General features: G+C 66.7%; 17 protein-coding genes. 7 read left to right on the top strand and 10 right to left on the bottom strand.

Annotated elements, in window-relative coordinates:
• Positions 1-27: 27 nt before the first annotated feature.
• The 4 genes from ACFQU0_RS06695 (at position 28) to ACFQU0_RS06710 (ending at position 5,884) form a co-directional block, all read left to right on the top strand.
• Entirely contained in the window at positions 28-978 is a 951-nt protein-coding gene (locus ACFQU0_RS06695) for a lytic transglycosylase domain-containing protein (protein ID WP_382199395.1), read from the top strand.
• A gap of 99 nt (positions 979-1,077) precedes the next feature.
• Positions 1,078-3,747: a PAS domain S-box protein gene (locus ACFQU0_RS06700; RefSeq protein ID WP_382199396.1), complete on the top strand. Its 2,670-nt coding sequence runs from the start codon at positions 1,078-1,080 to the stop codon at positions 3,745-3,747.
• A 23-nt stretch (positions 3,748-3,770) separates the two neighbouring features.
• Complete coding sequence (locus ACFQU0_RS06705; RefSeq protein WP_382199397.1) at positions 3,771-4,145, top strand: response regulator; 375 nt, start codon at positions 3,771-3,773, stop codon at positions 4,143-4,145.
• Positions 4,142-5,884 carry a putative bifunctional diguanylate cyclase/phosphodiesterase gene (locus ACFQU0_RS06710; protein WP_382199398.1) on the top strand — a complete coding sequence of 581 codons (1,743 nt, stop codon included), beginning with the start codon at positions 4,142-4,144 and terminating at the stop codon, positions 5,882-5,884. Before ACFQU0_RS06705 ends, ACFQU0_RS06710 begins: the two co-directional genes overlap by 4 nt.
• Here the strand turns inward: ACFQU0_RS06710 and ACFQU0_RS06715 are convergent.
• The 10 genes from ACFQU0_RS06715 to dapC form a co-directional block, all read right to left on the bottom strand.
• Positions 5,857-6,462, bottom strand: coding sequence for a hypothetical protein (locus ACFQU0_RS06715; RefSeq protein ID WP_382199399.1), 606 nt, complete (start codon positions 6,460-6,462; stop codon positions 5,857-5,859). The genes ACFQU0_RS06710 and ACFQU0_RS06715 overlap by 28 nt on opposite strands.
• A gap of 36 nt (positions 6,463-6,498) precedes the next feature.
• Entirely contained in the window at positions 6,499-7,824 is a 1,326-nt protein-coding gene (locus ACFQU0_RS06720) for a GGDEF domain-containing protein (protein WP_382199400.1), read from the bottom strand.
• Complete coding sequence (locus tag ACFQU0_RS06725; RefSeq protein ID WP_382199401.1) at positions 7,821-8,771, bottom strand: ABC transporter substrate-binding protein; 951 nt, start codon at positions 8,769-8,771, stop codon at positions 7,821-7,823. The genes ACFQU0_RS06720 and ACFQU0_RS06725 overlap by 4 nt, the downstream gene beginning before the upstream one ends.
• Positions 8,772-10,718 (bottom strand): TonB-dependent receptor plug domain-containing protein, encoded by a 1,947-nt coding sequence (locus tag ACFQU0_RS06730; protein ID WP_382199402.1) that lies wholly within the window; start codon positions 10,716-10,718, stop codon positions 8,772-8,774.
• A 93-nt stretch (positions 10,719-10,811) separates the two neighbouring features.
• Complete coding sequence (locus ACFQU0_RS06735) at positions 10,812-12,806, bottom strand: ABC-F family ATP-binding cassette domain-containing protein (RefSeq protein WP_382199403.1); 1,995 nt, start codon at positions 12,804-12,806, stop codon at positions 10,812-10,814.
• A 268-nt stretch (positions 12,807-13,074) separates the two neighbouring features.
• Positions 13,075-13,941, bottom strand: a complete 867-nt coding sequence (gene prmB / locus ACFQU0_RS06740) for a 50S ribosomal protein L3 N(5)-glutamine methyltransferase (protein ID WP_382199404.1) — start codon at positions 13,939-13,941, stop codon at positions 13,075-13,077.
• Entirely contained in the window at positions 13,938-15,110 is a 1,173-nt protein-coding gene (gene dapE, locus ACFQU0_RS06745) for a succinyl-diaminopimelate desuccinylase (protein WP_382199405.1), read from the bottom strand. Before dapE ends, prmB begins: the two co-directional genes overlap by 4 nt.
• Before the next feature lie 37 nt (positions 15,111-15,147).
• Complete coding sequence (locus ACFQU0_RS06750) at positions 15,148-16,317, bottom strand: PilT/PilU family type 4a pilus ATPase (RefSeq protein WP_382199406.1); 1,170 nt, start codon at positions 16,315-16,317, stop codon at positions 15,148-15,150.
• A gap of 114 nt (positions 16,318-16,431) precedes the next feature.
• Positions 16,432-17,265, bottom strand: coding sequence for a 2,3,4,5-tetrahydropyridine-2,6-dicarboxylate N-succinyltransferase (gene dapD / locus ACFQU0_RS06755; protein ID WP_382199407.1), 834 nt, complete (start codon positions 17,263-17,265; stop codon positions 16,432-16,434).
• A 37-nt stretch (positions 17,266-17,302) separates the two neighbouring features.
• Entirely contained in the window at positions 17,303-18,544 is a 1,242-nt protein-coding gene (gene dapC, locus ACFQU0_RS06760) for a succinyldiaminopimelate transaminase (RefSeq protein WP_382199408.1), read from the bottom strand.
• A gap of 229 nt (positions 18,545-18,773) precedes the next feature.
• On the opposite strand from dapC, the gene ACFQU0_RS06765 reads away from it, so the two are divergent.
• The 3 genes from ACFQU0_RS06765 (at position 18,774) to ACFQU0_RS06775 (ending at position 26,143) form a co-directional block, all read left to right on the top strand.
• Positions 18,774-21,413, top strand: coding sequence for an EAL domain-containing protein (locus tag ACFQU0_RS06765; RefSeq protein ID WP_382199409.1), 2,640 nt, complete (start codon positions 18,774-18,776; stop codon positions 21,411-21,413).
• Between the two features lie 111 nt (positions 21,414-21,524).
• Complete coding sequence (smc, locus tag ACFQU0_RS06770; RefSeq protein WP_382199410.1) at positions 21,525-25,058, top strand: chromosome segregation protein SMC; 3,534 nt, start codon at positions 21,525-21,527, stop codon at positions 25,056-25,058.
• 11 nt (positions 25,059-25,069) lie between these two features.
• Positions 25,070-26,143, top strand: a complete 1,074-nt coding sequence (locus ACFQU0_RS06775) for a cell division protein ZipA C-terminal FtsZ-binding domain-containing protein (protein ID WP_382199411.1) — start codon at positions 25,070-25,072, stop codon at positions 26,141-26,143.

Genomic DNA, 26,143 nt, shown 5'->3' on the forward strand with positions numbered 1-26,143 from the left:
CCGCCCGCGAAGACCGACAATCGCGCCATGTGTGTTCGTTGGTCTGTTCGTTTGAAGTGGCGCGCCGCGTGGGCGCTGGTGTGGGCACTCGGCCTGTCGGGCGGCGTGGCTGCCTCGGTGCGCCCCGGCATGCCCGCCGATCCCCCGCCCGACTGGACGGAGGATGCGCCGGTGCTCTCGCGCCTGCTCGAACAGGCTTATGCCGCCCAGGTGGCCGGCTGGCTGCCCGAGGCCGCCGACCGCTACTGCCAGGCCGCCCGGCTGGGCCAGCTGGACGCCCAATACCGGCTGGGCCGCATGTTGGCCGACAGCCCAGACGCGACACAGCGCGCGCAAGGCCATGCCTCGCTCGCACTTGCGGCCCAGCGTGGGCACGAACAGGCAACCCGTGTGCTGTTGGAACTGCAGGCGGCGGCGACCGCCTCCGGCACCCCGCTGCCCATGGGCGACCCGCCTGGCTGCCAGCTCACCGGCGAGGCGCTGGCGCTGGCCCTGCCCGCCGCAGCAGAACCCACCGAGGTGGTGCCCCACGAGGTGGTGGAGCGCTACGTGTTGGCGCTGCCGGGCGACAAACGCCGCCATGCCCAGCTGATCCAGCACCTGGCGCCACGTTTTGCGGTGGACCCACGTTTTGCACTCGCCATTGCCCGCGCCGAGTCCAACTTCGACGCCGAGGCGGTGTCGCCCAAAAATGCGCAGGGCCTGATGCAGCTGATTCCCGACACCGCCGAGCGTTTTGGCGTGCGCAACATCCGCGACCCGGAGCAGAACGTGCGGGGCGGGCTGGCCTACCTCAAATGGCTGCTGGCACGCTTCGACGGTGACGTGGCACTGACGTCTGCCGCCTACAACGCCGGCGAACGCGCGGTGGAGCGCCACGGTGGGGTACCGCCTTACCAGGAAACCCAGGCCTATGTGAAGCGCATCTTGCGCTTTTACCGCTCCGAACTGCACCACGCCCCTGCCCGCACACGCTGAGCCGAGGTCGGCGTGGCTTGAAAATGTTTGTAAATGTTCGTTTGGGCATGACAGAATGTTTCCGACGGGTCCTGTACCTGGATGAACACTCTCTCGTCCATGAACCAACCACATGCCGCGCCCGATGAGCTGAGCCAGACCGCCGATCTGGAGGCCTTGCTCGGCGAGATCAGCCACCTTCGTCAGCGCGAGCGCCACCTGTTGAGCTTGCTGGATTCCACCAGCGACGCCGTGCTGGCCATGGACGCCTCGGGCCACGTGATCGACTGGAACCCCAGCGCCGAACGTTTGTTGGGCTGGTCCCACGACGAAGCCAAGGGCCGGTTGTTGTCCGACCTCATCATTCCGCCCGAACACCGGCAGGCCCACGAAAACGGGCTCAGACGCTACCTCGACACCGGCGTGAGCCGCATCCTCAACCGGCTGGTGGAGGTGGAGGCTTTGCGCAAAAGCGGGCAACGTTTCCCGGCCGAGTTGTCGGTGTGGCGCTTCACCACCCAGGGCGATGAGGTGGCTTTTGGCGCTTTCCTGCGCGACGTGACTGAACGCAAGGCGGTCCAGCAGGCGCTGGTGGACGCCCACGCGCGCTACAAGTCGGTGGTGGAACAGCTGGGCGAGGGCATGATGCTCATCCAGGACGGTGTGGTGGTGTTCGCCAACCCACAGGCGGCCGAGATCCTGCGCATCGAGCCCGAGCGCCTGCAAGGCCTCTCGGCGCTGGAGATCCTTCACCCGGACGACCGGGCCGAAGTGGCCGAGCGCCTGGCGCGCCGCGACCGTGGTGAAGACATCGTGGTGCACAGCGAAATCCGCCGCCTGCACGGCGACGGCACGGTGCGCTGGCTGGGCACGCACTCGAGCAAGGCCGAGTGGCAGGGCCGTCCGGCCACCATGACTTTTTTCTCCGACATCACTGGCTCCAAAGCCCTGATCGACGCCTTGCACCAGTCGGAAGAACGCTACCGCGCGGTGATCGAGCACGTGGGCGAAGGCATGGTGGTGGTCAAGGGCACCCGTTTTGTGTTCGCCAACCGGCGGGCGGCAGAAATTGTGCAGATGAGCACCGAGGACATGCTGGCGCGTGGCTACCTGGAGCGCATCCACCCCGATGACCGCATTCTGGTGGACCAGCGCCGCCAGCGCCGGCTGGCGGGCGAGGACGTGCCCAACCGCTACGAGATCCGCATCCAGCTGCCCGACGGCCAGGTGCGCTGGCTGGACATCGGCGTGACCATCGTGCCCTGGGAGGGTGAAACCGCCACCCTGACCTTCTTTTCGGATGTGACCGAGCGCAAGGCGCTGGAAAACCGCCTGACCAACACACTGCAGGAGCGGGAAACGATTCTGGAAAGCTCCATCGTGGGCATCGCGTTCCTCACGCCCAATGGCCGCCTGCGCTGGGCCAACCGCGCCATGCTGGACATTTTTGGCACCCAACCCGGCGACCCCTTGCCCGAGACGCTGGAGCCGGTCTACCCCTCGCGCGAGGCCTACCTGCGGGTGGGGGGCGAGGTGGCGGCGTGCATCGCGCGGGGCGAGTCCTATCAGACCGAACTGCAGATGCGCCGGCTCGACGGCCGCATGTTGTGGGTGTCGCTGTCGGGCAAGGCGGTCAGCCCGCGCGACCTGGGCCAGGGCACGGTCTGGGGCATGATGGACATATCGCGGCGCAAGGAGCTGGAAGACGCGCTGGCCCGCACCTCGTCGGAGCGCGAAGCCATCCTCAACACCGCGCTGGTGGGCATCACCTACAACGTGCGTCGGCGCATCGTCTGGGCCAACGACAAATGCGCCGAAATGACCGGCTACAGCCCTTCGGCGCTGATCGGCCAGGACGGCAGTCTGTTGTTGGGGGAGGGCGCCACCCGGGCCAGCGACACGGCGGCCGCCGAAGAGGCGCTGCGTCAGCACGGACAGTTCAGCGCCGAGCGTCAGCTGCGGCGCCAGGACGGCAGCAGTTTCTGGGCCCTCCTGGCCGGGCGTTGCGTTTCGCACGGCGACCCCGACGCCGGCGTGATCTGGACACTGCTCGACATCACCGAGCGCAAGCAAGCCGAGGAAGGCATACGCACCGCCCTGGCCCAGCAGCGCGAACTCAACGAACTTCGCTCGCGTTTTGTGGCCATGACCAGCCACGAGTTCCGCACACCGCTGGCCACCATCCTGTCGTCAGCGGAGCTGTTGCGTGTGTATGGGGATCGCATGGAGGCCGGCGAGCGCGACGAGCTGCTGGTGAGCATAGAAGCCGGCGTGCAGCGCATGACCCGCATGCTCGACCGCGTGCTGACGATTGGCAAGACCGACGCCGACATGCTGGAGTGCCAGCCGAGGGAGCTGGACTTGCGTGCGTTGTGCCATACCCTGGTGGATGAAGCGCGCAGCCAGCATCCCCACGCGGGCAGCGAGGTCCGTCTGAGCATGGACGACGCTGTGGCCCGCGGGTGTTTCGACGAAAAACTGCTGCGGCATATCTTCAGCAACCTGTTGTCCAACGCGCTGAAGTATTCGCCTGCGGGCGGGCAGGTGGACTGGACGGTGCGCCGCGAAGGCGACCGGGTGAGGTTTGAGGTGCAGGACCAGGGCATAGGCATTCCGCCAGATGAGATTGCTCACCTGTTCGAGTCCTTCCACCGCGCCAGCAACGTGGGCGACATCCAGGGCACCGGGCTCGGCCTGGCCATCGTCAAGAAATCCGTCGATTTGCACCAGGGCCAAATAGACGTGCACAGCACGGTGGGCCAAGGTACCCGTTTCAGTGTCCTGATCTGACCCGACCCCTACCGCAACACCCCATGGCAACCTTGCTGGTCATTGACGACGAACTGCCCATACGTCAGAACCTGGCGCGTTTTCTGAGCCTGGAAGGGCACCAGGTGCTGCAAGCGGCCGATGGCGAAGCCGGCCTGGCCCTGGCGCTGGGTGACCCCCGGCCTGATCTGGTGTTGTGCGACGTGATGATGCCGCGCCTGAACGGCTACGAACTGCTGGCCGCCTTGCGGGCCGACCCACGCGGCCGCGATTTGCCGTTTGTTTTCCTGTCGGCCAGCGCCGAAAAAGAGCGCCTCGAACAGGCGCTGGAGCAAGGGGCGTCGGCCTACGTCACCAAGCCCTTCAACCTGGCCCAGTTGCACGAGGTGTTGGTCAAGCACCTGGGGCCCCGTTCATGAGCGCCCGCCTGGTCATTGCCGAAGACGAGGAGGGCATACGCCAGAACCTGACACGCATGCTGCGGCTTGAAGGGTTTGAGGTGTGGGCTGGCGAAAACGGCCGCCTGGCCCTGGAGCTGGTGCAGCGGCACGCGCCCGATCTGGTCATCAGCGACCTGATGATGCCCGAGCTCAGTGGCGATCAGCTGGTCCTGGCCTTGCGTGCCGACCCACGCACCGCCCACATCCCCGTGGTGCTGCTGACCGCCCGCGCCGACCGCAGCGATGTGCGGGCCGGCATGGAGCTGGGGGCCGACGACTACCTGACAAAACCCTTCCAGCGTGACGAGTTGCTGCGCAGTGTGCGGGCCCGGCTCGACAAGGCGGCCGGCCAACGGCTGGCGGCACAACGACTGGCAGAACAGACCCACAACCTGGCCCATTTTGATGCGGCCACGCGGCTGCCCAACCGCAACCACTGGCAGTTGTTGCTGAGCGACCTCCTCAGCGGGTTGCCGCCTGGCCCACCCCAGGCACTGGCCCTCGTCGTGGGGCTGGACAACCTGCCCCAGCTGGCCCAGGTGTTGCGCGCGGGGGCTCTGGAAGCGCTGGTGCACGCGCTGTCGCAACGTCTGCGTGACGCCCCTGGCTTGGCGGCCTTGCCGCGCTGCACCGTGGGGCGCCTGGCCGAAGACCGGTTTGCGCTGTTTGTGATGCAGCCCCACGGCCTGGCCGCACAGCAAGCCGCCGACCACCTGCTGGCGCACCTGGGCGCTGCCATCGAGGTGGATGGGGAAGCACATTTCCCGGTGGTGTCGGTCGGCGCTTTGCCCCTGGCGGCTCAGGCCGCTTCGGCCATGGGGGTGATGGGGCAGCTGGAGCAGGCGCTGGCAATGGCCCGCCGCCAGAGCGGGCGCCGCGTGTGGGTGCTCAACGACGGTGAACAGGCTGAGGCCGGCGCTGCGCTGCGCCTGCACAACGACATGCACCTGGCCGTGGCCCGCGGTGAGCTGCGGGCCTGGTACCAGCCTCAGCTGGATGCCCACAGCGGCGCCCTGGTGGGGTTCGAGGCGCTCATGCGCTGGCAGCACCCCACCCACGGGCTGGTGTTCCCCTCGGTCTTCATACCCCTGGCCGAAGACAACGGCCAGATCGTGCCCATGGGCGCGTGGATGCTGGAGCGTGCCTGCGCCGACCTCCTTGCGCTGCAACGCGCTTGCCCGCCGGACGCGCCGCCGCTGCGGGTGGCCGTCAACCTGTCACTGCGGCAGTTCTGCGATCCGCAGGTGTACGAACATGTGGCGCAAGCGCTGGCCCGCAGCGGTCTGGCGCCGACGCAGCTGGAGCTGGAAATCACCGAAGGCACGGCCATGGTCAACCAGCAACACACGCTGGACCTGCTGGGCCGCTTCAAACAGCTGGGCTGCATGCTGGCCCTGGACGACTTCGGCACCGGCTACAGCAGCCTGGCCTACCTCAAGCGGTTCCCGCTGGACGTGATGAAGATCGACCAGTCGTTTGTGCGGCACATCCTCAGCGACAACGAGGACCGCGCCATCGTGCACGCCATCATCACGCTGGCGCACCACCTGGGCATGAAGGTGATTGCCGAAGGCGTGGAGCAGGCGGCGCAACAGCAGTTGCTGGCCTCCATGGGGTGCGAGCTGGTGCAGGGCTACCTGCATGGCCGCCCCATGCCGCTGGACGAAGCGCTGGCCTGGTTGCAGGCGCATCAGCGCCCGCTGGTCAAGCGCACGTAGGCCTCTCGGGTGGGGGGCGACACGGCGGCCAGCACCTGGTCGTGGCGGGTCTTGTGGCGCGTGAGCAGCCGCGCCGAGGCCACCAGCTTGGATTGGCAGTACCAATGGCAGGTGTGCTGCATCAGCATGAGTTCGGCGGTCATGGTGAAGGCGCGTTGTTTGTGGCTCCAAGCGTGCTGGGCGCGCACAAACGCCACACCACGCGCATGGATGGCCAGGGCCTCGCGCAGGTCAAAACACAGTTGGGGCAACCACTCTTCCACGCGCGGCACGGCCATGGGCACGCGGCTGATGCGGGCCTGCGCGGCGGGCATGGCGCGCACCGAATCGGCCAGGCGGCCCATCTGTATCTCGGTTTCCGCCTCGGCGGTTTCCAACACACCCCAGACCTGCTGCTGGCGCTGCGCATCACTTTCGCCCAGCGCCCGCAGGTAGCCCTCCATCAAGGTGCTCATCAGCATTTCTATGCGCAGCGGGCTGAGGTGTTGCGACAGCCGGGCGATGCGTTGCCGGTGGGACGTGCGGTTGGCCAGGCGCCAGAGGATGCCGAAGACTACCAGCAGGGACAGGATTTCCATGAGAACGGCTCAGGTGAGGACAACGCGGGGCCAACTTCAGGCGCCGGGCGGCGTGGCCAGCAGCACCCGGTTGCGGCCCTGCCGTTTGGCCTCGTAGAGGGCCGCATCGGCCCGGGCCATCAGGCTTTCCAGGCTCAGTTCCTGGGCCTGGAATTCGGCAACGCCAAAACTGGCGGTGAAGTGTAGCGGCTGGCCGCGCACATGGATCTGGCTGTTGGCCACCGCTTCACGCATGCGCTCGGCCACGCGTGCGGCTTGTTCGGCGTTGCTGTTGGGCAGCAACACGGCAAACTCCTCGCCGCCGATGCGGCCGATCATGTCGTTCTCGCGCAGCTCGCGCGCCAGCAACTGCGCAAAGTGCAGCAGCACGGCGTCGCCGGTGGCGTGTCCGTGGGTGTCGTTGATGGTTTTGAAGTGGTCGATGTCGATCATCAGCAACGACAGCGGGTGTTGGTAGCGCATGCAGCGCTGGATTTCGGTGTGGGCCTGTTCGGTGAAGCCGCGCCGGCCCAGCACCTGGGTCAACGCATCCAGTCGGGCCGCTCGCTCGGCCGCGTCTTTCTGTTCGCGCAGTTCCCGTGTGGCCAGTTCCACCTGTTGGCGCAGTTCCTGTTGGGTCATGGCCACCTGTTGTGCCATCTCGTTCACCCCCTGGGCCAGGCCAGACAAGGCGCCACAGTGCTGGGGGTTGGTTCGGGCATCGAGCGATCCGCTCGCAATGCGTTGCACCACCAGGCTGATCTGCCCGATGGGCCGGGTGACACGGCTGGCGATGGCGGTGGACAACAGCGTGGCCAGCAACATGGCCCCCAGCGTGGCCGCCAGCGCCCACGCCAACAATTCGCTGCGGCGGCGCTCCAGGCTTTCCAGGCCAAACTGCATCAGCACAAAACCACGCGGCGTGGTGGCATCGGGCTGGGACAGGCCCAGGCCGGTGGTTTCCTGGAATAGGTCCACCCGGGCGGCGGGCGAGCCCTCGATGGGCACCAGCACGGTGAGCCGTTCGCCGCTGATCTCCAGCTGGACACGCGCCTCCAACGGCAGCAGGCCGCCTTGCAAGGTGCCCGCGCTCACCAACAGGCGGCCATCGCGGTCAAACACCTTTACCGCCCGCAACTGGCTGTCGCCCTTGTGGCTGGCCTCCACCAGGCGCTGCAGGGTTTCGAGGTCGTTGGCAAACAGCGGAAATTCGGCCGATCCAGCCAGCTGGGTGGCGGCCACGCGTGCGCGCTCCTGCCAGGCTTCGGTCAGGTCCTCGGCGTAGCGGCTCAGGAACACCCACAACAAGGCCACCACCACCAGCACGGTGGGCAGGGCGGCGGCCAACCAGAGGCGGGCGCGTATGCCGGGCTTGCTGCTCATGGCTTGCCCTCGCTGCGCTGCAGGGTTTGTGTCAGGCTGCCCGCGTCGGGCAAGACCAGGCCCAGCGAGCGCGCGACCTGGTCGTTGAGCCCCACGGTCCACAGCCGCGATGGGCTGGCCGCAGGCACCCGGCGTTCCGTCAGCACCCGGCGCGCCAGTTGGGCGATTTCACGGCCGGCCTGCTGGGGCTCGGTGTGCAGTGCCAGCATGGCGCCGGCACGCACGTGGGTGGCGGCGTAGCCCAACACCGGCACCCGCTGGCGGTAGGCGGCGATCAGCATGTTGTTGAGGCTGGTGGGGGTGAATACGGCGTTGTCTGGCAGGGCCAGAAACACGTCCGCATCGCCCAGCACCTGGCTCAGGGTCGGAAACAGTTCGGTGTCGGTGAGTTCGGCTTCGGCCAGCACCAGTCCGCGCTCGGCAGCCGCACGCTGCAACTGCGGGCGCCAGCGCCGTGAGCTGGGGCCCCACAACACGCCCACCCGTTTGTGGGTGGGCAGCGCCAGCCGGATGAGATCGAGGTGGCGCTCCACACTGGGGTCCAGCCACACACCGGTGACTTGTGCGGCCGTGCGCTGCGTCTGGGCCTCGTAGCTGGCGCGTGGCAGCAGGCCGGCCACCACCGACACGCGGGCCATCGTGGGCTCGGCCGCCGCGCGACTCAGCACCGAGGCCAGCGCCGCACTGCCCAGGGTGATCACCAGCGGCGGTGGGCTTTCTGCGGAAGCCGCCGCCAACTGCTGGGGGCTGAACACACGCACGGGTTTGCCGACCAAGCCTTCGCGCAGTGCGGCCAGGGCCTCACCGTAGGCGCCGGCTTGATCGGGGGCCACCAGCCAAAGAGAGGGTGGGGCGTTTTGTGCCCAGGCACCGGTTGTGAGCCAGGCGCTCAGCCCGGCACCCAACAGGGTGCGTCGCGGGGTCAGCAAGGTGGCTTGTTTCGGCACTCAGAACTCGGCGTCCAGGCTGGCATAGACCTGGCGGCGCGACATCGGGCTGGCAAACCGGGACTCGAACAAGGGCTGCGCACCGTTGAGGTGGCGCACGGTCAACGCGGCGCGGACTTGTGTGCCGCCCACCCGCATGGGGTAGGACAGGTGCAGATCGGCTTGTCGCAGGGGTGCCGGCATGAGGCCCACGCCCAGCCAGCTCATGGCGCGCCGTTCGGTCAGCACCAGCCCGAGCTTCAGGCGGTTGGGCCACTGCTGAAACAGCGCCAGCGTGGTGGACCGCTGCGGTGGCATGCCCACCGAGGCGTTGGGCCAATGCACCCGGGTGAAGGCCTGGCCCAGCCACACCTCGGTTCGTGGGCTGGGTGCCCAGCGCCACTGGTACTCCAGGCCTGACAGCTTGGGGCCTGGCGTGTTGCTGTAGTCCGTCACCACCGAGCCGGTGTAGAGCATGGGGGTGGGTAGGCGGTAGTCGGTGCTGCGTATGTAGCCGTCCATGCGTTCGCGGAACACGCGCACGTCCACCGTCATGCGCAGCGCGCGCAGGTTGCCGAAGTAGCCCAGTTCGTGGCTGAGCATTCGTTCGGGCTGCACCTGGCCCGTGGCGGCAAAGGTGCGGCCCACGGTTTCGCCACCCAGGTCGTAGCGCACGTCGCCGGCCAGCTCGAACAGCGAAGGCGTGCGCAGCGAGCGGTTGATGCCGGCGCGCAGGGTGTGGTCGTCCCCCAGCTGGTGGTTGACCATGAGCCGGGGTGTGGCGAAGCCGCCGGTCCAGCTGTGGTGGCCCAGGAACAGACCACCGTTGACCGTCCAGGCGGGTGCGGGTCGCCACTCGAGGTTGCCAAACAGGCGCGATTCTCGGAAGGACAGGGCGTCGTCGCGGTAGAACAGCGGGCGTGATTGCGCCTCTTCGTGGCGCAGGCCCACCCCCCACACCAGCCGCAGTTCGGGCGAAAGGCTGCGCTGGTGCTGCAGTTCGGCGTCGAGCCGGCGCCCCACGCCACTGAAATCCACCACGATGCCGGGCACGGGCTCGTAGTCGTAGCGGTCGCGCAGCGATTCGCGGGTGGCGCTCAGCGAGAGTTTGAGCTGCTCGGTGTCGGACAGCTGGCGGCGCCAGACACCGTGTACATGCCAGTCGCGCCACTGCAGCGTGCGTGCGGGGTTGCCCACGTCGCCCGAGTAGCCATCGCCGGCCCGCAAGGCACTCAGACCGGCGTCGATTTCGACTTCGTTGCTGGTGTCGGGTGAGGCATCCACCCGCAGGCGCAGCTGGTTGAGCTGGCGGTTGTCGAACAGACCACGCAAGCCATCGTCGCTGCGCCGCAGCGCGCTGAGGCGGTAGCTCAGGTCCTGGTCGCCCAGGCCGAGGCTGACGCGGCCGTCGCGCACGCCACCCGCGCCCACACGCACGCTGGCGGAGCCGCCCAGCGTGTCAGCCGTGTGGCGGGTGACGATATTGATGACGCCAAACATGGCGTTGGCGCCATAGGCCGCCGAGTTGGCGCCGCGCAGCACCTCCACACGTTCGACCTCCTGCGGGTCCACCGACATCAGCCCGCGCGACGTGCCGCCAAAGTAATACGAGGAATAGGCTGGCCTGCCGTCGATCAGCAACAGGTTGCGGATGCCGAATTCGTCCAGCGGCGCGTGGTAAACCGCGATCGGGTTGGCGCCGTTGTAGCCGCTCACAAAGTAACCGGGCACCAGGCGCAGCAGCTCGGCCATGTCGCGCACCTGCAGGGCTTCGATGGTCTTGCGGTCGATCACCGTCACCGCACCGGGCGTCTCCCTGATGGGCTGGGCCAGGCGGCTGACGGTCAACACCACGGGCAAGGTGTCGAAATAGTCCTGCTCCGACAGCTCACCCTGTGCCTGCGCGGCCGGGGGTAGCAGGCCGATGGCGGCGGCCAGCCAGAAGCTCAAGCGTTGGGGGGTGGGCAAGGGGCGGGCGCGCATATTGTTAATAAATCATAACCTTGCCCCGGCGCCGCACCCATGCCGCCGCAACCGTTAACGCGTTCGCAGCGGGTGCGGTCAGCTGTCCAGCGCCTGCAAGGCCTCGCTCAGCTCCAGCCAGCGTTCTTCGCGTTCGGCCAGTTCGGTGTCGATGGCTTTGAGGCGTTTGCCCATCTCGGCCAGCTCGGCCGGGGGCAGGTTGCCCATCAGGCGTTCGTTGAGCTGGGCCTGTTCGGCGTTCAGGGCTTCCAGGCGTTTGTCCACCTCGGCCAGTTCGCGTTTGAGCGGGCGTTGCTTTTCGTTCAGTTCCTGGCGGCGCTGGGCGTCGGCCTTGCGTTGCTCGGCGCCGCCGAGCTTGGGTGCGTCGGGGGCAGGCTTCGCCTTGGCCGCCACCAAAGCGGCGGCGGCAGCGGCCTGTTCTTCCTTGGCGGCGTTGGCCGCCTTGTTTTGCGCCAGTTCGCGCAGGCGTTTGGATTCGTCCAGCAGGTAGCGCTGGTAGTCGTCCAGGTCACCGTCAAACGGCTCGACCCCACCGCGTGACACCAGCCAGAACTCGTCGCACACGGCGCGCAGCAGGGCGCGGTCGTGGCTGACCAGCATCACCGTGCCTTCAAACTCGTTGAGCGCCACGCTCAAGGCCTCGCGGGTGGCAAGGTCGAGGTGGTTGGTGGGTTCGTCCAGCAGCAGCAGGTTGGGGCGCTGCCATACGATCATGCACAGCACCAGGCGGGCTTTTTCGCCGCCGCTCATGCTGCCCACCGCCTGCTTGACCATGTCGCCGGTGAAGTTGAAGTTGCCCAGGAAGTTGCGCAGCTCCTGCTCGCGCGCTTGCGGCGACACCTCCTTTGCCAGGCGGATCATGTGCTCCAGCGGGTTGTCCTGCGGGCGCAGCACGTCAAGCTCCTGCTGGGCAAAGTAGCCGATGTTCAGGCCTTTGCCTTCGGTGATCTGGCCGTTGATGGCCTGCAACGTGCGCGCCACCGTTTTGACCAGGGTGGACTTGCCCTGGCCGTTGGCGCCCAGGATGCCGATGCGCTGGCCGGCCATGACAGACTTGCTGATGCCCTGCACGATGACCGTGGGTGCGTCGCCCTCGGCTTCGCCGGGGTAACCCACACTGACGGCATCCAGTGTAAGCATGGGGTTGGGCAGGCTCGCGGGCTCGCGGAACTCGAACTCGAAATCGGCCTCGGCCAGCACGGGGCCGAGCTTCTCCATGCGCTCCAGCGCCTTGACGCGGCTTTGTGCCTGTTTGGCCTTGCTGGCCTTGGCCTTGAAGCGGTCGATGAACTTCTGCAGGTGGGCGATCTTTTCCTGCTGACGGGCGTAGCTGGTTTGCTGCAGGGCCAATTGTTCGGCGCGCATGTCTTCGAAGCGGCTGTAGTTGCCGCCGTAGCGGTTGAGCTTGGCTTTTTCAATGTGCAGGGTGACGGTGGTGACCGCGTCCAGGAACTCGCGGTCGTGGCTGATGACCAGCAGCGTGCCTTCGTAGCGGCGCAGCCAGGCCTCCAGCCACACCAGGGCGTCCAAGTCCAAGTGGTTGGTGGGTTCGTCCAGCAGCAGCAGGTCGCTCGGACACATCAGCGCGCGGGCCAGTTGCAGACGCATGCGCCAGCCGCCCGAGAAGCTGTTCACCGGGCGCTCCAGCTCGGCGTTGTTGAAGCCCAGGCCCATGAGCAATGCTTGCGCGCGCGACACCGAATCGTGCGCGCCCGCGTCGTGCAGCGCCATGTAGGCGTGCGCCATGCGCTCGCCGTCGCCACTTTCTTCGGCCGCCGTCACTTCCTGTTCTGCCGCCAGCAAGGTGGTGTCGCCTTCCACCACAAAACGGGTGGCGGCTTGCTCGGTCTCTGGCATGTCCTGCGCCACCTGCGCCATGCGCCATTGGGCGGGAATGCTGAAATCCCCGCTGTCTTCGTGCAACACGTGGGTGAGCAGGGCAAACAGGCTGGACTTGCCCGCGCCATTGCGCCCCACCAGGCCCACTTTTTCGCCTGGGTTGAGGGTGGCCGAGGCGCTGTCGAGCACGACCTTGGTGCCACGGCGCAGCGTGACGTTCTTGAGTTGGATCATGAAAAAACGAGACCGCACCACAGGTGCGGCCGGAGACTTGAATCAGGTCAGGGGGGCGTGGGGCGCCCGGAGCAGGCGGCACGCGAAGCCCCGATTGTGCCGCAGGGGGGCTGGCTGGGGTCAGCGTGGCTCAAATGGGTTGAGCACCTGGAGCCCCAACGCGCTGAAATTTGACACGTTGCGACCCACCGCCCTCAGGCCATGGGATTTGGCGGTGGCAGCGATCGTGGCGTCTTCGGAGAGGGTGTTGTTGGCCCTCTGAAGGTGCTCAGCCCCGCAGGCCCTCTGCGGTCAAGAGCAGCACCTGATCATCCCCCGCGCTGGTGCTCAGCCACACGGGCTGCAGGTGGGGGAAGGCGGCTTCGAAGAAGGTCCGCTCGTGGCCAATTTCCAGCACCAGCACGCCGTGGGGTGAGAGGCGCGAAGGCGCGTCGCGCAGCAGGGTGCGCACGAAGTCCATGCCGTCGCTGCCACCGGCCAGGGCCAGTTCGGGTTCGGCGCGGAACTCGGCGGGCAGTTCGGCCATGCTTTGGGCGTTGACGTAGGGCGGGTTGCAGAGGATGAGGTCGTAGGGGCCGGGGCAGGCGCTCAGGCCGTCGGATTCGATCAGCGTGACGCGGTCTTGCAGGCCATGGCGCTCCACGTTGATGTGGGCTACGGCCAGGGCGTCGGGTGAGAGGTCGGCGCCGGTGACTTTCACCTCGGGCCAGGCGAGGGCGGCCAGCACGGCCAGGCTGCCGTTGCCGGTGCACAGGTCAAGCACGCGGTGGGTGTCGGCGCTGAGCCAGGCGTCCAGCGTGCCATCGGCCAGGGGCTCGGCGATGAGGCTGCGGGGGATGATGACGCGCTCGTCCACATAAAACGACACACCTTGCAGCCAGGCCTCGCGGGTGAGGTAGGCGGCGGGTTGGCGGGTGGCAATGCGCTGATCGATGAGGGCCGACACCTGCTGCTGTTCGTCCGCCGCCACCAGGCGGCCGCCTTCGGCGTCGAGGTCGCCGTCCAGTGGCAGGCCCAGGCGCCACAGGACCAGCCACACGGCTTCGTCGAAGGCGTTGGTGGTGCCTTGGCCGAAGGCGACGCCCGCTTGCAGCAGGCGCTGTTCGGCAGCGTCGATGAGTTCGGTGAGTGTCATGCGGCCAGTTTTTCGAGCACGCGGCGGTAGATGTTTTTCAGCGGCTCGATCTCGGCCACCGGCACACACTCGTCGATCTTGTGGATGGTGGCGTTGGTGGGGCCGAGTTCGATGACTTGCGGGCAGATCTGGGCGATGAAGCGGCCGTCGCTGGTACCGCCGGTGGTGGAGAGTTCGGTCTCCAGCCCGGTTTCAAGCCGGATGGCGTGGCGCACGGCATCAACCAGGGTGCCAGGCGGCGTGAGGAAGGGGCGGCCGCCCAACGTCCAGGCCAGGTCATAGCCGTCGCCGGGCTGCAAGCCGTGGCGGGCCAGGATGCCTTGCACGCGCTGCTGCAGGCCCTCTGGGGTGGATTCGGTGCTGAAGCGGAAGTTGAAGTCCACCACCACGGTGCCCGGGATGACGTTGCTCGCGCCGGTGCCGCCGTGGATGTTGCTGACCTGCCAGCTTGTGGGCGGGAAAAAGTCGTTGCCGTTGTCCCACACGGTGGCCACCAGTTCGGCCAGGGTGGGTGCGAGCAGGTGGATCGGATTCTTGGCCAGGTGCGGGTAGGCGATGTGGCCTTGGATGCCCTTGACCGTGAGCTTGCCGCTCATGGTGCCTCGGCGGCCGTTCTTGACCATGTCGCCCACACGCTCGACCGAGGTGGGCTCGCCCACGATGCAGTAGTCCAGCTTTTCGCCGCGCGCCTTCAGGGCCTCGCAGACGATGACGGTGCCGTCGTTGGCCGGGCCCTCTTCGTCGCTGGTGAGCAAAAAGGCGATGCCCAAGGCGGGGTCGGGGTGGTTGGCCAGGAATTCTTCCACCGCCACCACCATGGCAGCCAACGAAGTTTTCATGTCGCTGGCGCCACGGCCGTAGAGCTTGCCGTCGCGGTGGGTGGGCACAAAGGGATCACTGCCCCACTGCGCCAACGGGCCGGTGGGCACCACGTCGGTGTGGCCGGCAAACACCAGCAGCGGGGCGGCTTGGCCAGCCATCACGCGGCCGGTGCGTTTGGCCCAGAGGTTGGTGACGCGGAAATCGGCCGGGCCACTCTCCAGGGTTTCGCACTCGAAGCCCAGGGGTTTGAGGCGGTCGGTGATCAGTGCCTGGCAGCCGGCATCCAGCGGCGTCACGGAGGGGCGGGCGATCAGCGCCTCGGCCAGGCGCAGGGTCTCAAAGCTCATGGTGTCCATTCAGCGCGCGGGTGGCCCCACGCCTTGTTCAATGCTTGATTTCGAGCGAGAACTCGGTGAAGGAGGGGCCGGCGGCGGCCTCTTCGGCAGCTTGTTCTGCCGCCGCCTGAGGGCCCTTGGCAAAGGTGTTCTGCAGGCGCCACAGCAGGTTGGTCGGCGAGTCGGCGTAGGCCAGACCTTCCTTGCGGTCGATGCGGCCGGAAGTGATGAGGCGCGCCAGGTCCTCCTCGAAGGTCTGCGAGCCTTCGGCCATGGAGTTTTCCATGGCCTCGCGAACGCCGGAGAAGTCGGCCTTCTCGATCAACTCCTGCACCAATTTGGTGTTGACCATCACCTCCATGGCGGGCGCGCGGCTGCCGTCCACGGTGCGCAGCAGACGCTGCGAGATGACGCCGCGCAGCGAGGCCGCCAGGTCGCCCAGCAAGGTGGGGCGCACTTCCACGGGATAGAAGCTCAGGATGCGGTTGAGCGCGTGGTAGCTGTTGTTGGCGTGCAGCGTGGCCAGGCACAGGTGGCCCGACTGCGCGTAGGCGATGGAGGCCGACATGGTCTCGCGGTCGCGGATTTCGCCGATCATGATCACGTCGGGTGCCTGGCGCAGCGCGTTTTTCAGCGCCACGTGGAGGGAGGCGGTGTCGGTGCCCACCTCGCGCTGGTTGACGATGGACTTCTTGTTGCGGAACAGGTATTCCATCGGGTCTTCCACCGTCAGGATGTGCCCGGACATGTTCTCGTTGCGGTGGTCCAGCATGGCCGCCAGCGTGGTGCTTTTGCCCGCACCGGTGGAGCCGACCATGAGCACCAGCCCCCGCTTGGCCAGGATCATCTCTTTGAGGATTTCGGGCACACCCAGCGCGTCGAGTTTGGGCACCTCGGTCTGGATGTAGCGGATCACCACCGCATAGGTGCCGCGCTGGCGCATGCCGCTGATACGGAAGCGCCCCACACCCGGCAGGGCGTGGGCCATGTTGAGCTCGCCCGTGCGCGCCAGTTCTTCCATGTGATCGTCCGACAGCACCTCGGCCAGCAGTGCGCGCGGCGCGTCGGCCGGCAGCACCTGGCCATTGATGGACTGGGTGACGCCGTTGATCTTGATCTGCACGGGCGAGCCCGCCGACATGTAGACGTCGGACGCTTTTTTCTCCGCCATCAGCCGGAGGATGCGCTCCATGGTGCCAGTGCCGTTCGGGGTGCTCATGGGTTTCTCCTACGATGACAAATGACCGGCGGCTGCGCCTGCCATGACAAATGACACAACGCCGATTTCATTTGTCATCGACGCGAAGCGAGGTCATTCGTCATTGCCGCGCAATCAATCGCGCAGCAGGTCGTTCAGGCTGGTCTTGGAGCGGGTTTGTGCATCCACCGTCTTGACGATGATGGCCGCGTAGGTGCTGTAGTCCTGGCCCGACTTGGTCTTCTTGGGCAGGTTGCCGCTGATGACCACGCTGCCACTGGGCACGCGGCCGTAGACGGTTTCACCGGTGTCGCGGTTGAAGATGGGGGTGCTCTGGCCGATGTACACGCCCATGCCCAGCACCGAGTTTTCTTCGATCACCACACCCTCGACCACCTCGGAGCGGGCGCCGATGAAGCAGTTGTCTTCGATGATGGTGGGGCCGGCCTGCAACGGCTCCAGCACGCCACCAATGCCCACGCCACCGCTGAGGTGCACGTTTTTGCCAATTTGTGCGCAGCTGCCCACGGTGGCCCAGGTGTCCACCATGGTGCCTTCGTCCACATAAGCGCCGATGTTGACGTAGCTGGGCATGAGGATGGCGCCCTTGGCAATGTAGCTGCCACGGCGGGCCACGGCCGGTGGCACCACACGCACGCCGGTGGCCTTCATTTCGTCTTCGCTCAAGTGGGCGAACTTGGTTTTGACCTTGTCGAAAAAGGCCAGCTCGCCGGCTTTCATCACGGCGTTGTCGTTGAGGCGGAACGACAGCAACACGGCCTTCTTGATCCACTGGTGCACCGTCCACTGGCCAACGGCTTGGCGAGTGGCCACGCGCAGCTGGCCCACATTGAGTTGCGAGATCACCTGCTCCACGGCGTCCACCACCTCTTTGGGGGCGGAGGTGGGCGAGAGGCTGGCGCGGTTGTCCCAGGCGGTGTCGATGATCTGCTGCAGTTGTTGGGTCATGTTGAGTTGGCGTTGAGAGTAAAGCGTTGAGCGTGGGTCAGCCTTGGCGGCAGAAGGCGGCCATCCGTTCGGCAGCTTCCACACATTCGGCGGTTTCAGCCACCAGGGCCATGCGAACGCGGTTGGTGCCCGGATTGACGCCCAAAGCGGTGCGCGCGAGGTAGCTGCCCGGGAGCACGGTCACATTGTATTGAGCCAGCAGGTCGCGGGCGAACAACTCGTCTGCGCTGAGGCCGGTGCCAGGCCGGTGGAAGTGCGCGGGTACGCCTGCCCACAGGTAAAAGCCGGCGTCGGGCAATCGCACGTCCAGCACCTCGGCCAGCATGGGCGTCACGCGGGCGAACTTTTCGCGGTACTGGCGGCGGTTGTCCACCACATGGTCTTCGTCGTCCCAGGCGGTGATGCTGGCGGTCTGCACCACCGGGCTCATGGCGCAGCCGTGGTAGGTGCGGTACAGACCAAATGCCTTGATGAGTGCCGCGTCGCCGGCCACAAAACCGCTGCGCAGGCCGGGCACGTTGCTGCGCTTGGACAGGCTGGTGAAGGCGATGAGGTTTTTGAAATCGGCTCGGCCGAGTTGTGCCGCCGCTTCCAGACCGCCCAGCGGCGCTTCCTCGCGAAAGTAGATTTCGCTGTAGCACTCGTCCGAGGCGATCACAAAACCGTAGCGGTCGCTCAGCTCAAACAGCAGTTTCCATTCGTCCAGCGGCATCACCGCGCCGGTGGGGTTGCCGGGGGAGCACACGAACAACAACTGCGTGCGCGCCCACACCGATTCGGGCACCGCCGCCCAATCGATGCCGAAGTTGCGCGACGGGTCGCTGTTGGCGTACCACGGCTGGGCGCCGGCCAGCAGGGCTGCGCCCTCGTAGATTTGGTAGAAGGGGTTGGGGCACACCACCAGCGGGGGGCCCTCGGCCGTGCGTCGGGAGGCGTCCACCACCACCTGCGTGAGGGCAAACAGCGCCTCGCGCGAGCCGTTGACCGGCAACACCTGGGTGACCGGGTCCACCTTCAGCCCATACCGCCGCCCTATCCAGCCCGCCATGGAAGCACGCAGCGCGTGTGTACCGATGGTGGCCGGGTAGGCGGCCAGGCCGCCGGCCGGGTCGTTGATGGCGTCACACAAAGCCTGTTTGAGGAACGCGGGCGTGGCGTGTTTGGGCTCGCCAATGCCCAGGCTGATGGGCCGGTGGGCGGTGCTGGGCGTGACGCCGGCAAACAGTTGGCGCAGCCGCTCGAAGGGGTAGGGCTGGAGGTGGGACAGCAGGGGATTCATGGGGGCGGATTATCCGGCAGGGCGTCTGTGGCCTTGGGGGTGGCTTGGCGGGCGGCAACGGGCGGGATGGCCGTTGGGGCTTTGCCTGTTGACGATGCGCCTAAACACCACGAAGATGTCATTGTCAAACAAAATTAAAACAACAGGGGGCGCTATGGACAGTGCGCGCGCGAGTCTGGTTCCGGGAAGCGGGGACGCTGGCTTTGCCGGTGAACCCGGTCTGCAGCAGTTGGCTTCTGCCGCTTGCCACCGCATCCTGCGTTTGTTCGGGGTGAGCGGTGCGGCGGTGCTGTTGGCGGGCGGGGCCCACCCTCAGGTCATTGCACAGGCGGGCGATGTTGCCGCCAACCCGATGGCGCTTCCGGCCGTGCGTGGGCTCATTGACCGTGCCCTGTCGCTGGGGCGGGCGGGGCGCACCGAATCCCACAATGCCGTTGACGCGCACGCCATCGTGACGCCGCTGCGGCGCGACGGTGTGACGGTGGGGGTGATTCTGATGTGGCGCCCGTCGGCCCATCCCTTCACCGACGCCGAACTGGCGCAGTCGGCCTTGTCGGCCGAGTCCCTGGGCATGACCTTGCAGTTGCACCATGTGGGCGAAACCCTGCGGCGCTCTGAGGCGCAGTACCGCCTGCTGTTTCAACGCAATCCGCTGCCCATGTATGTGTCCACCTTCGAGGAACGGCGCATCATCGCCGTCAACCCGGCCGCTGTGCAGCTGTACGGGTACGACGAAGCGCGTTTTTTGCAGCTGCACTCTGCCGACCTGATGTTTGTGCAGTCCGCGGAGGAACGCGCTCGTGTCATGCGCGAAACCGCACCGTACCACCGCATTCAGGGCCTGGTGGGCCAACATCGCACGGCCACAGGTCGGACGCTGGATGTGGAAGTCTGGACCGACGAGATCGAGTTCGAAGGCCGCAGTGCGCGGCTGGTGCTGGTCTACGACATCACCGAGCGCTGCAACGCCGAGCGTGAGCTGGCGCGCGTGAGCAGGGTGCAGCGCATGCTGAGCGCGTGCAACGAGGCCTTGGTGCGCAGCCAGGACGAACCCGATCTGCTGGCGCGTGTGTCCGACATCGCCTTGAACATCGGTGGCTACCGCTTTGCGATGGTGTGCATGGCCTGTGACGACGAAGGTCGCAGCATCCGCATCGTTGATTGGCCGGGGCAGCCCCCCAACCACCTGCGCGAGCTGCGCGTGTCTTGGGCACCCGATGGCCCGGGTGGGCAAGGGCCGATGGGGCGGGTGATCCGCAGCGGCGAACCGGTGGTCATGGACGACCTGGCCCAACACCGCGACGAGCTGGTGATGGCGGACGCGTCGCTGAACCTGGGCTACCGCAGCCTGGTGGTTCTGCCCTTGCGCGATGCGGGGCAGACCTTTGGGGTGCTCAACCTCCTGGGGGGGGAAGTGCAGTCGGTCATGGGGCGTTCGGAGCTGGCCTTGCTCATGGAATTGGCCGACAACCTGGCCTATGGCATCGTCCACCAACGTGCGCGCCAGCAGCGGCGCCTGGACGCCGCCCGCATTGCGCAACTGGCCTATTCCGACGAGCTGACCGGCCTGCCCAACCGCGCTCGGCTGAGCGAGCAACTGCAAAACCGAATCGACGACACGCGCGCCCATGGCGGCTGGAGCAGCTTGCTGTTGCTGGACATACACAACCTCAAGGCGCTCAACGAAATCTGGGGGCACCAGGAAGGCGACCGGCTGTTGCGGTCTTTTGCGCAGCGCCTGCAGTTGGCCACGGCCGGTGTGTGTGCCCGCCTGGGCGCCGATGAGTTTGTGGTTTTGCTCGGGCCTCACCGGGCAGGCGATGAAGCCATCGCGGTGGACGAAGCGACCGGCGCGGCCAGCCGGCTGTTGCAGGCATTGGCTTACACCCACCACAGCGAAGGCTGGGTGTTTGAATGCCTGTGCAGTGCTGGTCTGGTGCTGTTCAATGGCCACGACGGCGGCGTGAGCGAACTGCTCCAGCGGGCCGAAATCGCGCTCTACGCGGCCAAAGCCGCAGGCCCCCAATCCCTGCGTCGTTACGACCGGGAGCTGCACGCGGCCGTGGTCGAGCACGCGCAACTGGACCAGGCCTTGCGCGAGGCCCTGAACCAGCGCCAGTTCGAGCTTCACTACCAGCCGCAGTGCGACGTCAACGGCACTTGGGTGGGTGCCGAGGCGCTGGTGCGTTGGCGCCACCCGCAGCGCGGCTGGGTGTCGCCCGGCACGTTCATACCGGCGTGCGAAGAAAGCGGCTTGATCCTGCGCCTGGGGTTGCAGGTGCTGGAGATGGCCTGCGCCCGGTTGGCCCAATGGCAGGCCATGCCCCATCTGGCGGGGCTGATGCTGTCCGTCAACGTCAGTGCGCGGCAGTTTCGCCAGCCCGAATTTGTGCGGCAGGTGGCCCAGGCCTTGGCCGCGTCTGGCGCGCCGGCCCGCAAGCTCAAGCTGGAGCTGACCGAAAGTGTGATGGTGGACGATGTGGAGCAAGTCACCGGCAAGATGAAGGCCCTGCGCGAGCTGGGTGTGTCGTTTTCCCTGGACGACTTTGGCACCGGCTACTCTTCCCTGAGCCAGCTCCAGCGCCTGCCGTTGGACCAGATCAAGATCGACCAGTCGTTTGTGCGCGACTTGTTGACCAGCCCGAACGACGCCAGCATCGCCCGCACGGTGATTGCCCTGGGCCAAAGCCTCGGGCTGGATGTGGTGGCCGAAGGCGTCGAGACCGCCGCGCAGCGGGACTTCCTGCACCAGCACGGTTGCCGCACCTTTCAAGGCTACTTCTTCAGCCGGCCGCTGCCCCAGGCGCAGTTCGAGGAAGGCGTGCCGGCGCTGGCAGACCCACCGCGTGCCCTGCAGAGGCTCAGTTAACATCCTGTTTCCTGCGGCGTGCGCCATCTGGGCGCGGCTGGCAGTTTCTCGAAGAAAATCAAGGGCTTGTCGGGGCAACTTAAGGCTCCGCCCGCCGATACAGGGTCATCCGTGCGTCTCAACTCCATCAAGCTGTCGGGCTTCAAATCCTTCGCTGAACCCACCAATTTCATGCTGCCTGGGCAGCTGGTGGGCGTGGTGGGGCCCAACGGTTGTGGCAAGTCCAACATCATGGACGCGGTGCGCTGGGTGCTGGGCGAGAGCAAGGCCAGCGAATTGCGTGGCGAGTCCATGCAGGACGTGATCTTCAACGGCACCAACCACCGCAAACCGGCCAGCCGCTCCAGTGTGGAGCTGGTGTTCGACAACGCCGACCACCGCGCCGGTGGCCAATGGAACCAGTTCACCGAAATCGCCGTCAAGCGCGTGCTCACGCGCGACGGCACCAGCAGCTACTACATCAACAACCAGCCCGTACGCCGCCGTGACGTGCAGGACGTCTTCCTGGGCACCGGCCTGGGGCCACGCGCCTACGCCATCATCGGCCAGGGCACCATCAGCCGCATCATCGAGAGCAAACCCGAGGAACTGCGCCTGTTCCTGGAGGAGGCCGCCGGTGTTTCCAAATACAAAGAGCGCCGTCGCGAAACCGCCAACCGCTTGAACGATACGCGGGAAAACCTGACGCGCGTCGAAGACATCCTGCGCGAGCTCAACGCCAACCTCGACAAGCTGGAGAAACAGGCCGAGGTGGCGGCGCGCTACCACCAGCTCAACAACCAGGTGACACTGCGCCAGCAGCAGCTGTGGTTTTTGAAGCGCAGCGACGCCGAGGCCGAGCTGGCGCGCGTGCAGGCCGAAGGCCTCAAAGGCGTGAACGAGCTGGAGTCGCGCGTGGCCGACTTGCGCCACGTAGAGGCCGAGCTGGAAACCCTGCGCCAGGCGCACTACGCCGCTGGCGACCAGGTGAATCAGGCACAGGGCAAACTGTACGAAGCCAGCGCCGAGGTGGGCAAACTTGAAGCCGAAATCCGCTACGTGGTGGAAGGCCGGCAGCGGGTGGAGCAGCGATTGGTGCAGCTCAAAGAACAAATGGCCCAGTGGGCGGCGCGGCAAGACGACGCCACCGCCGAGATCGAGAACCTCGCCGCCACCGGCGAGCAAGCCGAGGAGCAGGCCGAAATCCTGGCCGCGCAGCTGGAAGACGAAGCCCAACGCCTCCCCGCCCTGGAAGACGCGCTGCGGCAAGCGCAGGCGCGCAGCAACGAGCAGCGCGCCAGCGTCACCCAGGTGCAGCAGCAGATCCAGGTGCTGGCGGCCGAGCAGCGCAGCATTGAAGAACAGTCGCGCGGTTTGAACACGCGGCGCGAGCGCCTCAACGCGGACAAGAACGCTCTGGCTGCACCCGACGAGGCCCGCTTGCACCAGCTGGAAGAGCAGTGGCAGGCGGCCCAGGCCATACAGGAAGAGGCCGATGCCCGCCTGCACGAATTGCAAGAACAGGTGCCCGGTCTGGACGATCAGCGCCGCAGCCGCCAGCAAACGCTCAACAGCGAATCGGCCCGCCTGGCTGACTTGTCGGCACGTTTGGAGGCGCTCAAGGCCTTGCAGGAGAAGGTCAAGACCGACGGCAAGTTGCGCCCTTGGTTGGCCCAGCACGGGCTGGAGGGGATGGCCGGGCTGTGGAGCAAGCTGCACATCGAAACCGGCTGGGAAAACGCCCTGGAAGCCGCGCTGCGCGAACGCATGGGCGCGCTGGAGGTGTCGCGCCTGGACATGGTGCGGGGTTTCCTCGGCCACCAGGCACAAGACGCGCCGCCGGCCAAGCTGGTGTTCTACAGCCCACCCAGCGGTGCCGCATCCACCCAGGCCAGCGTGGCCGGGTTCACGCCCTTGGCGGCCAAACTGCGCTTGAACGACGCCGGCTTGCAGTCCCTGCTGGAGGAGTGGCTGCACGGCTGCCTCACCGCGCCCAGCCTCGAAGACGCCCTGGCCCAGCGCGCCCAGTTGGCGCCTGGCCAGCAGGTGTTTGTGGCCAGCGGTCACGTGGTGACGGCCCACAGTGTGGGCTTTTACGCCCCCGATTCGGAACAGGCCGGCCTGCTGGCCCGCGCCCAGGAAATTGAAAACCTCGAGAAAAGCCAGCGCGCCCAGGTGCTGCTGGAAGACGAAGCCCGCACCGCGTTGACCCGCGCCGAAGCCGCGTATGCCGATGCCTCCCAGCGCCTGGTCAGCGCGCGGCGCGAAGCGACCGAAGGCCAGGGCCGTGTGCACGAGCTGCAGGTGGAGGTGCTGCGCCTGCGCCAGCTGAGCGAGCAGGCCCGCGCCCGGCGCGAGCAGATCGCGGGCGACATGGCTGAAATCGACGCCCAGCTTGAAGACCTGCAGGAACGCCGTTTGGCCGCCGAAGCACGCTTTGAAGAGTTGGACATGCAACTGGCCGACAGCCAGGAGCGCCACAGCCAGCTCGACGATGCAGTGATTGAGGCCGAACGCAAGCTGGGCCAGGCGCGCGAACAACTGCGCGCGCTGGAGCGCCAGGCGCAAGAAGCCACCTTTTCACAACGCAGCTTGCAAGCCCGGCGTGCCGAACTGGAGCGTGCGGTGGACACCGCGCGCCAGCAAATCACCGCGCTGACCGACGAAGACCAGCGCGCCCGCGACGAGTTGTCGCGCCTGAGCGATGCCGCCGCCCAAGGTGGCCTGCAAGACGCGCTGAACATGAAGATGGAGCGCGAGCAGGCCCTCGCCACCCAGCGAAGCCAATACGACGACCTCACCGCCAAGCTGCGCGCCAGCGACGAACGCCGCTTGCAAACCGAACGCGCGCTGGACCCGCTGCGCGCGCGCATCACCGAGTTCCAGCTCAAAGAGCAGGCGGCCAAGCTGGGCATCGAGCAGTACGCCCAGCTGTTGGCGGAGGCCAATGCCGACCTGGCCACTGTCGCCGCCAGCATCGAGGCCGATAACGTGCGGCTGACGGGCTTGCAGAGCGAAATCGATCGCATCAACCGCGAGATCGCGGCGCTGGGCGCGGTCAACCTGGCCGCGCTGGACGAATTGACGGCGGCGCGCGAACGCAAGGGTTTCCTCGATGCGCAGATGACCGATTTGTTGGACGCCATCGGCACCCTGGAAGATGCGATCAAGAAGATCGACGCCGAAACACGCGATCTGCTGGGCAACACCTTCAACACCGTCAACGAACACTTCGGCCGGATGTTCCCCGAGCTGTTTGGCGGCGGCAACGCCAAGCTGGTGATGACCGGCGAAGAAATTCTGGATGCCGGCGTGCAGGTGCTGGCCCAACCGCCGGGCAAAAAGAACCAGACCATCCACCTGCTGTCGGGCGGAGAAAAGGCGCTCACCGCCATCGCGCTCGTGTTCGCCATTTTCCAGCTCAACCCCGCGCCCTTCTGTTTGCTGGACGAGGTGGACGCGCCGCTGGACGACGCCAACACCGAGCGTTACGCCAAGCTCGTCACCAGCATGAGCAAAAAGGGCACCCAGTTCCTGTTCATCAGCCACAACAAGATCGCCATGGAAATGGCCGAACAGTTGATCGGCGTGACCATGCAGGAGCAGGGCGTTTCACGCATCGTGGCGGTGGACATGGAAGCCGCCACCAGCCTCATGGATTCCTGAAGCATCGACACATGAGCACCTTGCAACTCAGCCTCATCGTCATTGGCCTGCTGATCCTGGCCGCCGTCATGGCCTACAACGCCTGGGTCACACGCCAGAGCACCTCGCGCAAAGCGGCCCAGCGCGAGATCACCGCGCCGGCCAGTGCCGACAACAGCCAGCGCATCGAGCCCGTGCTGGACGGCTCGGACGGCGAGGGTGTGGCGCCCACGCTGGAAGCGGGTGACACGGTGCCGCCGCTGCCCACGGCGCCCCAGGCCGACAAGCGCCTGCGCCTGGACCCGCTGATCGACGTGATTGCGCCACTGGCCCTGGACGCGGTGGTGTCGGGCGACGCGGTGCTGGCCGCCTTGCCCCGTTCGCGCCGCGTGGGCACCAAACCCTTTGCCGTCGAGGGCTTGAACACAGCCACCGACGAATGGGAAGTGCCCCGTGCCGGCCAGCGATACCAGGCCCTGCAGGCCGGCGTTCAACTGGCCAACCGTGCGGGTGCGCTCAACGACATCGAGTTTTCCGAGTACGTGGTCAAAACGCAGGCCTTTGCCGACGTGTTGGGCGCCACCCCCGAGTTTCCCGACATGCGGGAAGAGGTGGCGCGTGCGCGCGAGCTCGACCAGTTTGCCAGCACACACGATGCCCAACTGGGCTTCATGCTGCGGGCGCGCCGCGCCGCCTGGAGCCCGGGCTACGTCACCCAAAGTGCCGCGCGCCTGGGGTTTGTGCCCGGCGCCCTGCCTGGCCGCATGGTGTTGCCGGGCGAGGTGGACAGCGCGCCGATCCTGAGCCTGCAGTTCGACACCCAGGCCGCGCTGGCGGAAGACCCCGAACAAAGTGCCCTGCGTGAGGTCAGCCTGTCGCTGGATGTGGCCCATGTGGCCCGCAGCGAGCGCCCTTACCAGCGCATGCGCGAGGCCGCCGCCGAACTGGCCACCGCCATGGACGGTGTGGTGACCGACGACAACGGCCAACCGCTGGCGCAAGAACTCATGGACCGCATTGGCGCCGACCTCGAAGGCCTGTACGACGCACTCGACGCGCACGACCTGTCAGCCGGCTCACCCCAAGCCCGGCGACTCTTTTCCTGA

Source organism: Hydrogenophaga defluvii, assembly GCF_042665235.1.
Classification (GTDB): Bacteria; Pseudomonadota; Gammaproteobacteria; order Burkholderiales; family Burkholderiaceae_C; genus Hydrogenophaga; species Hydrogenophaga defluvii_A.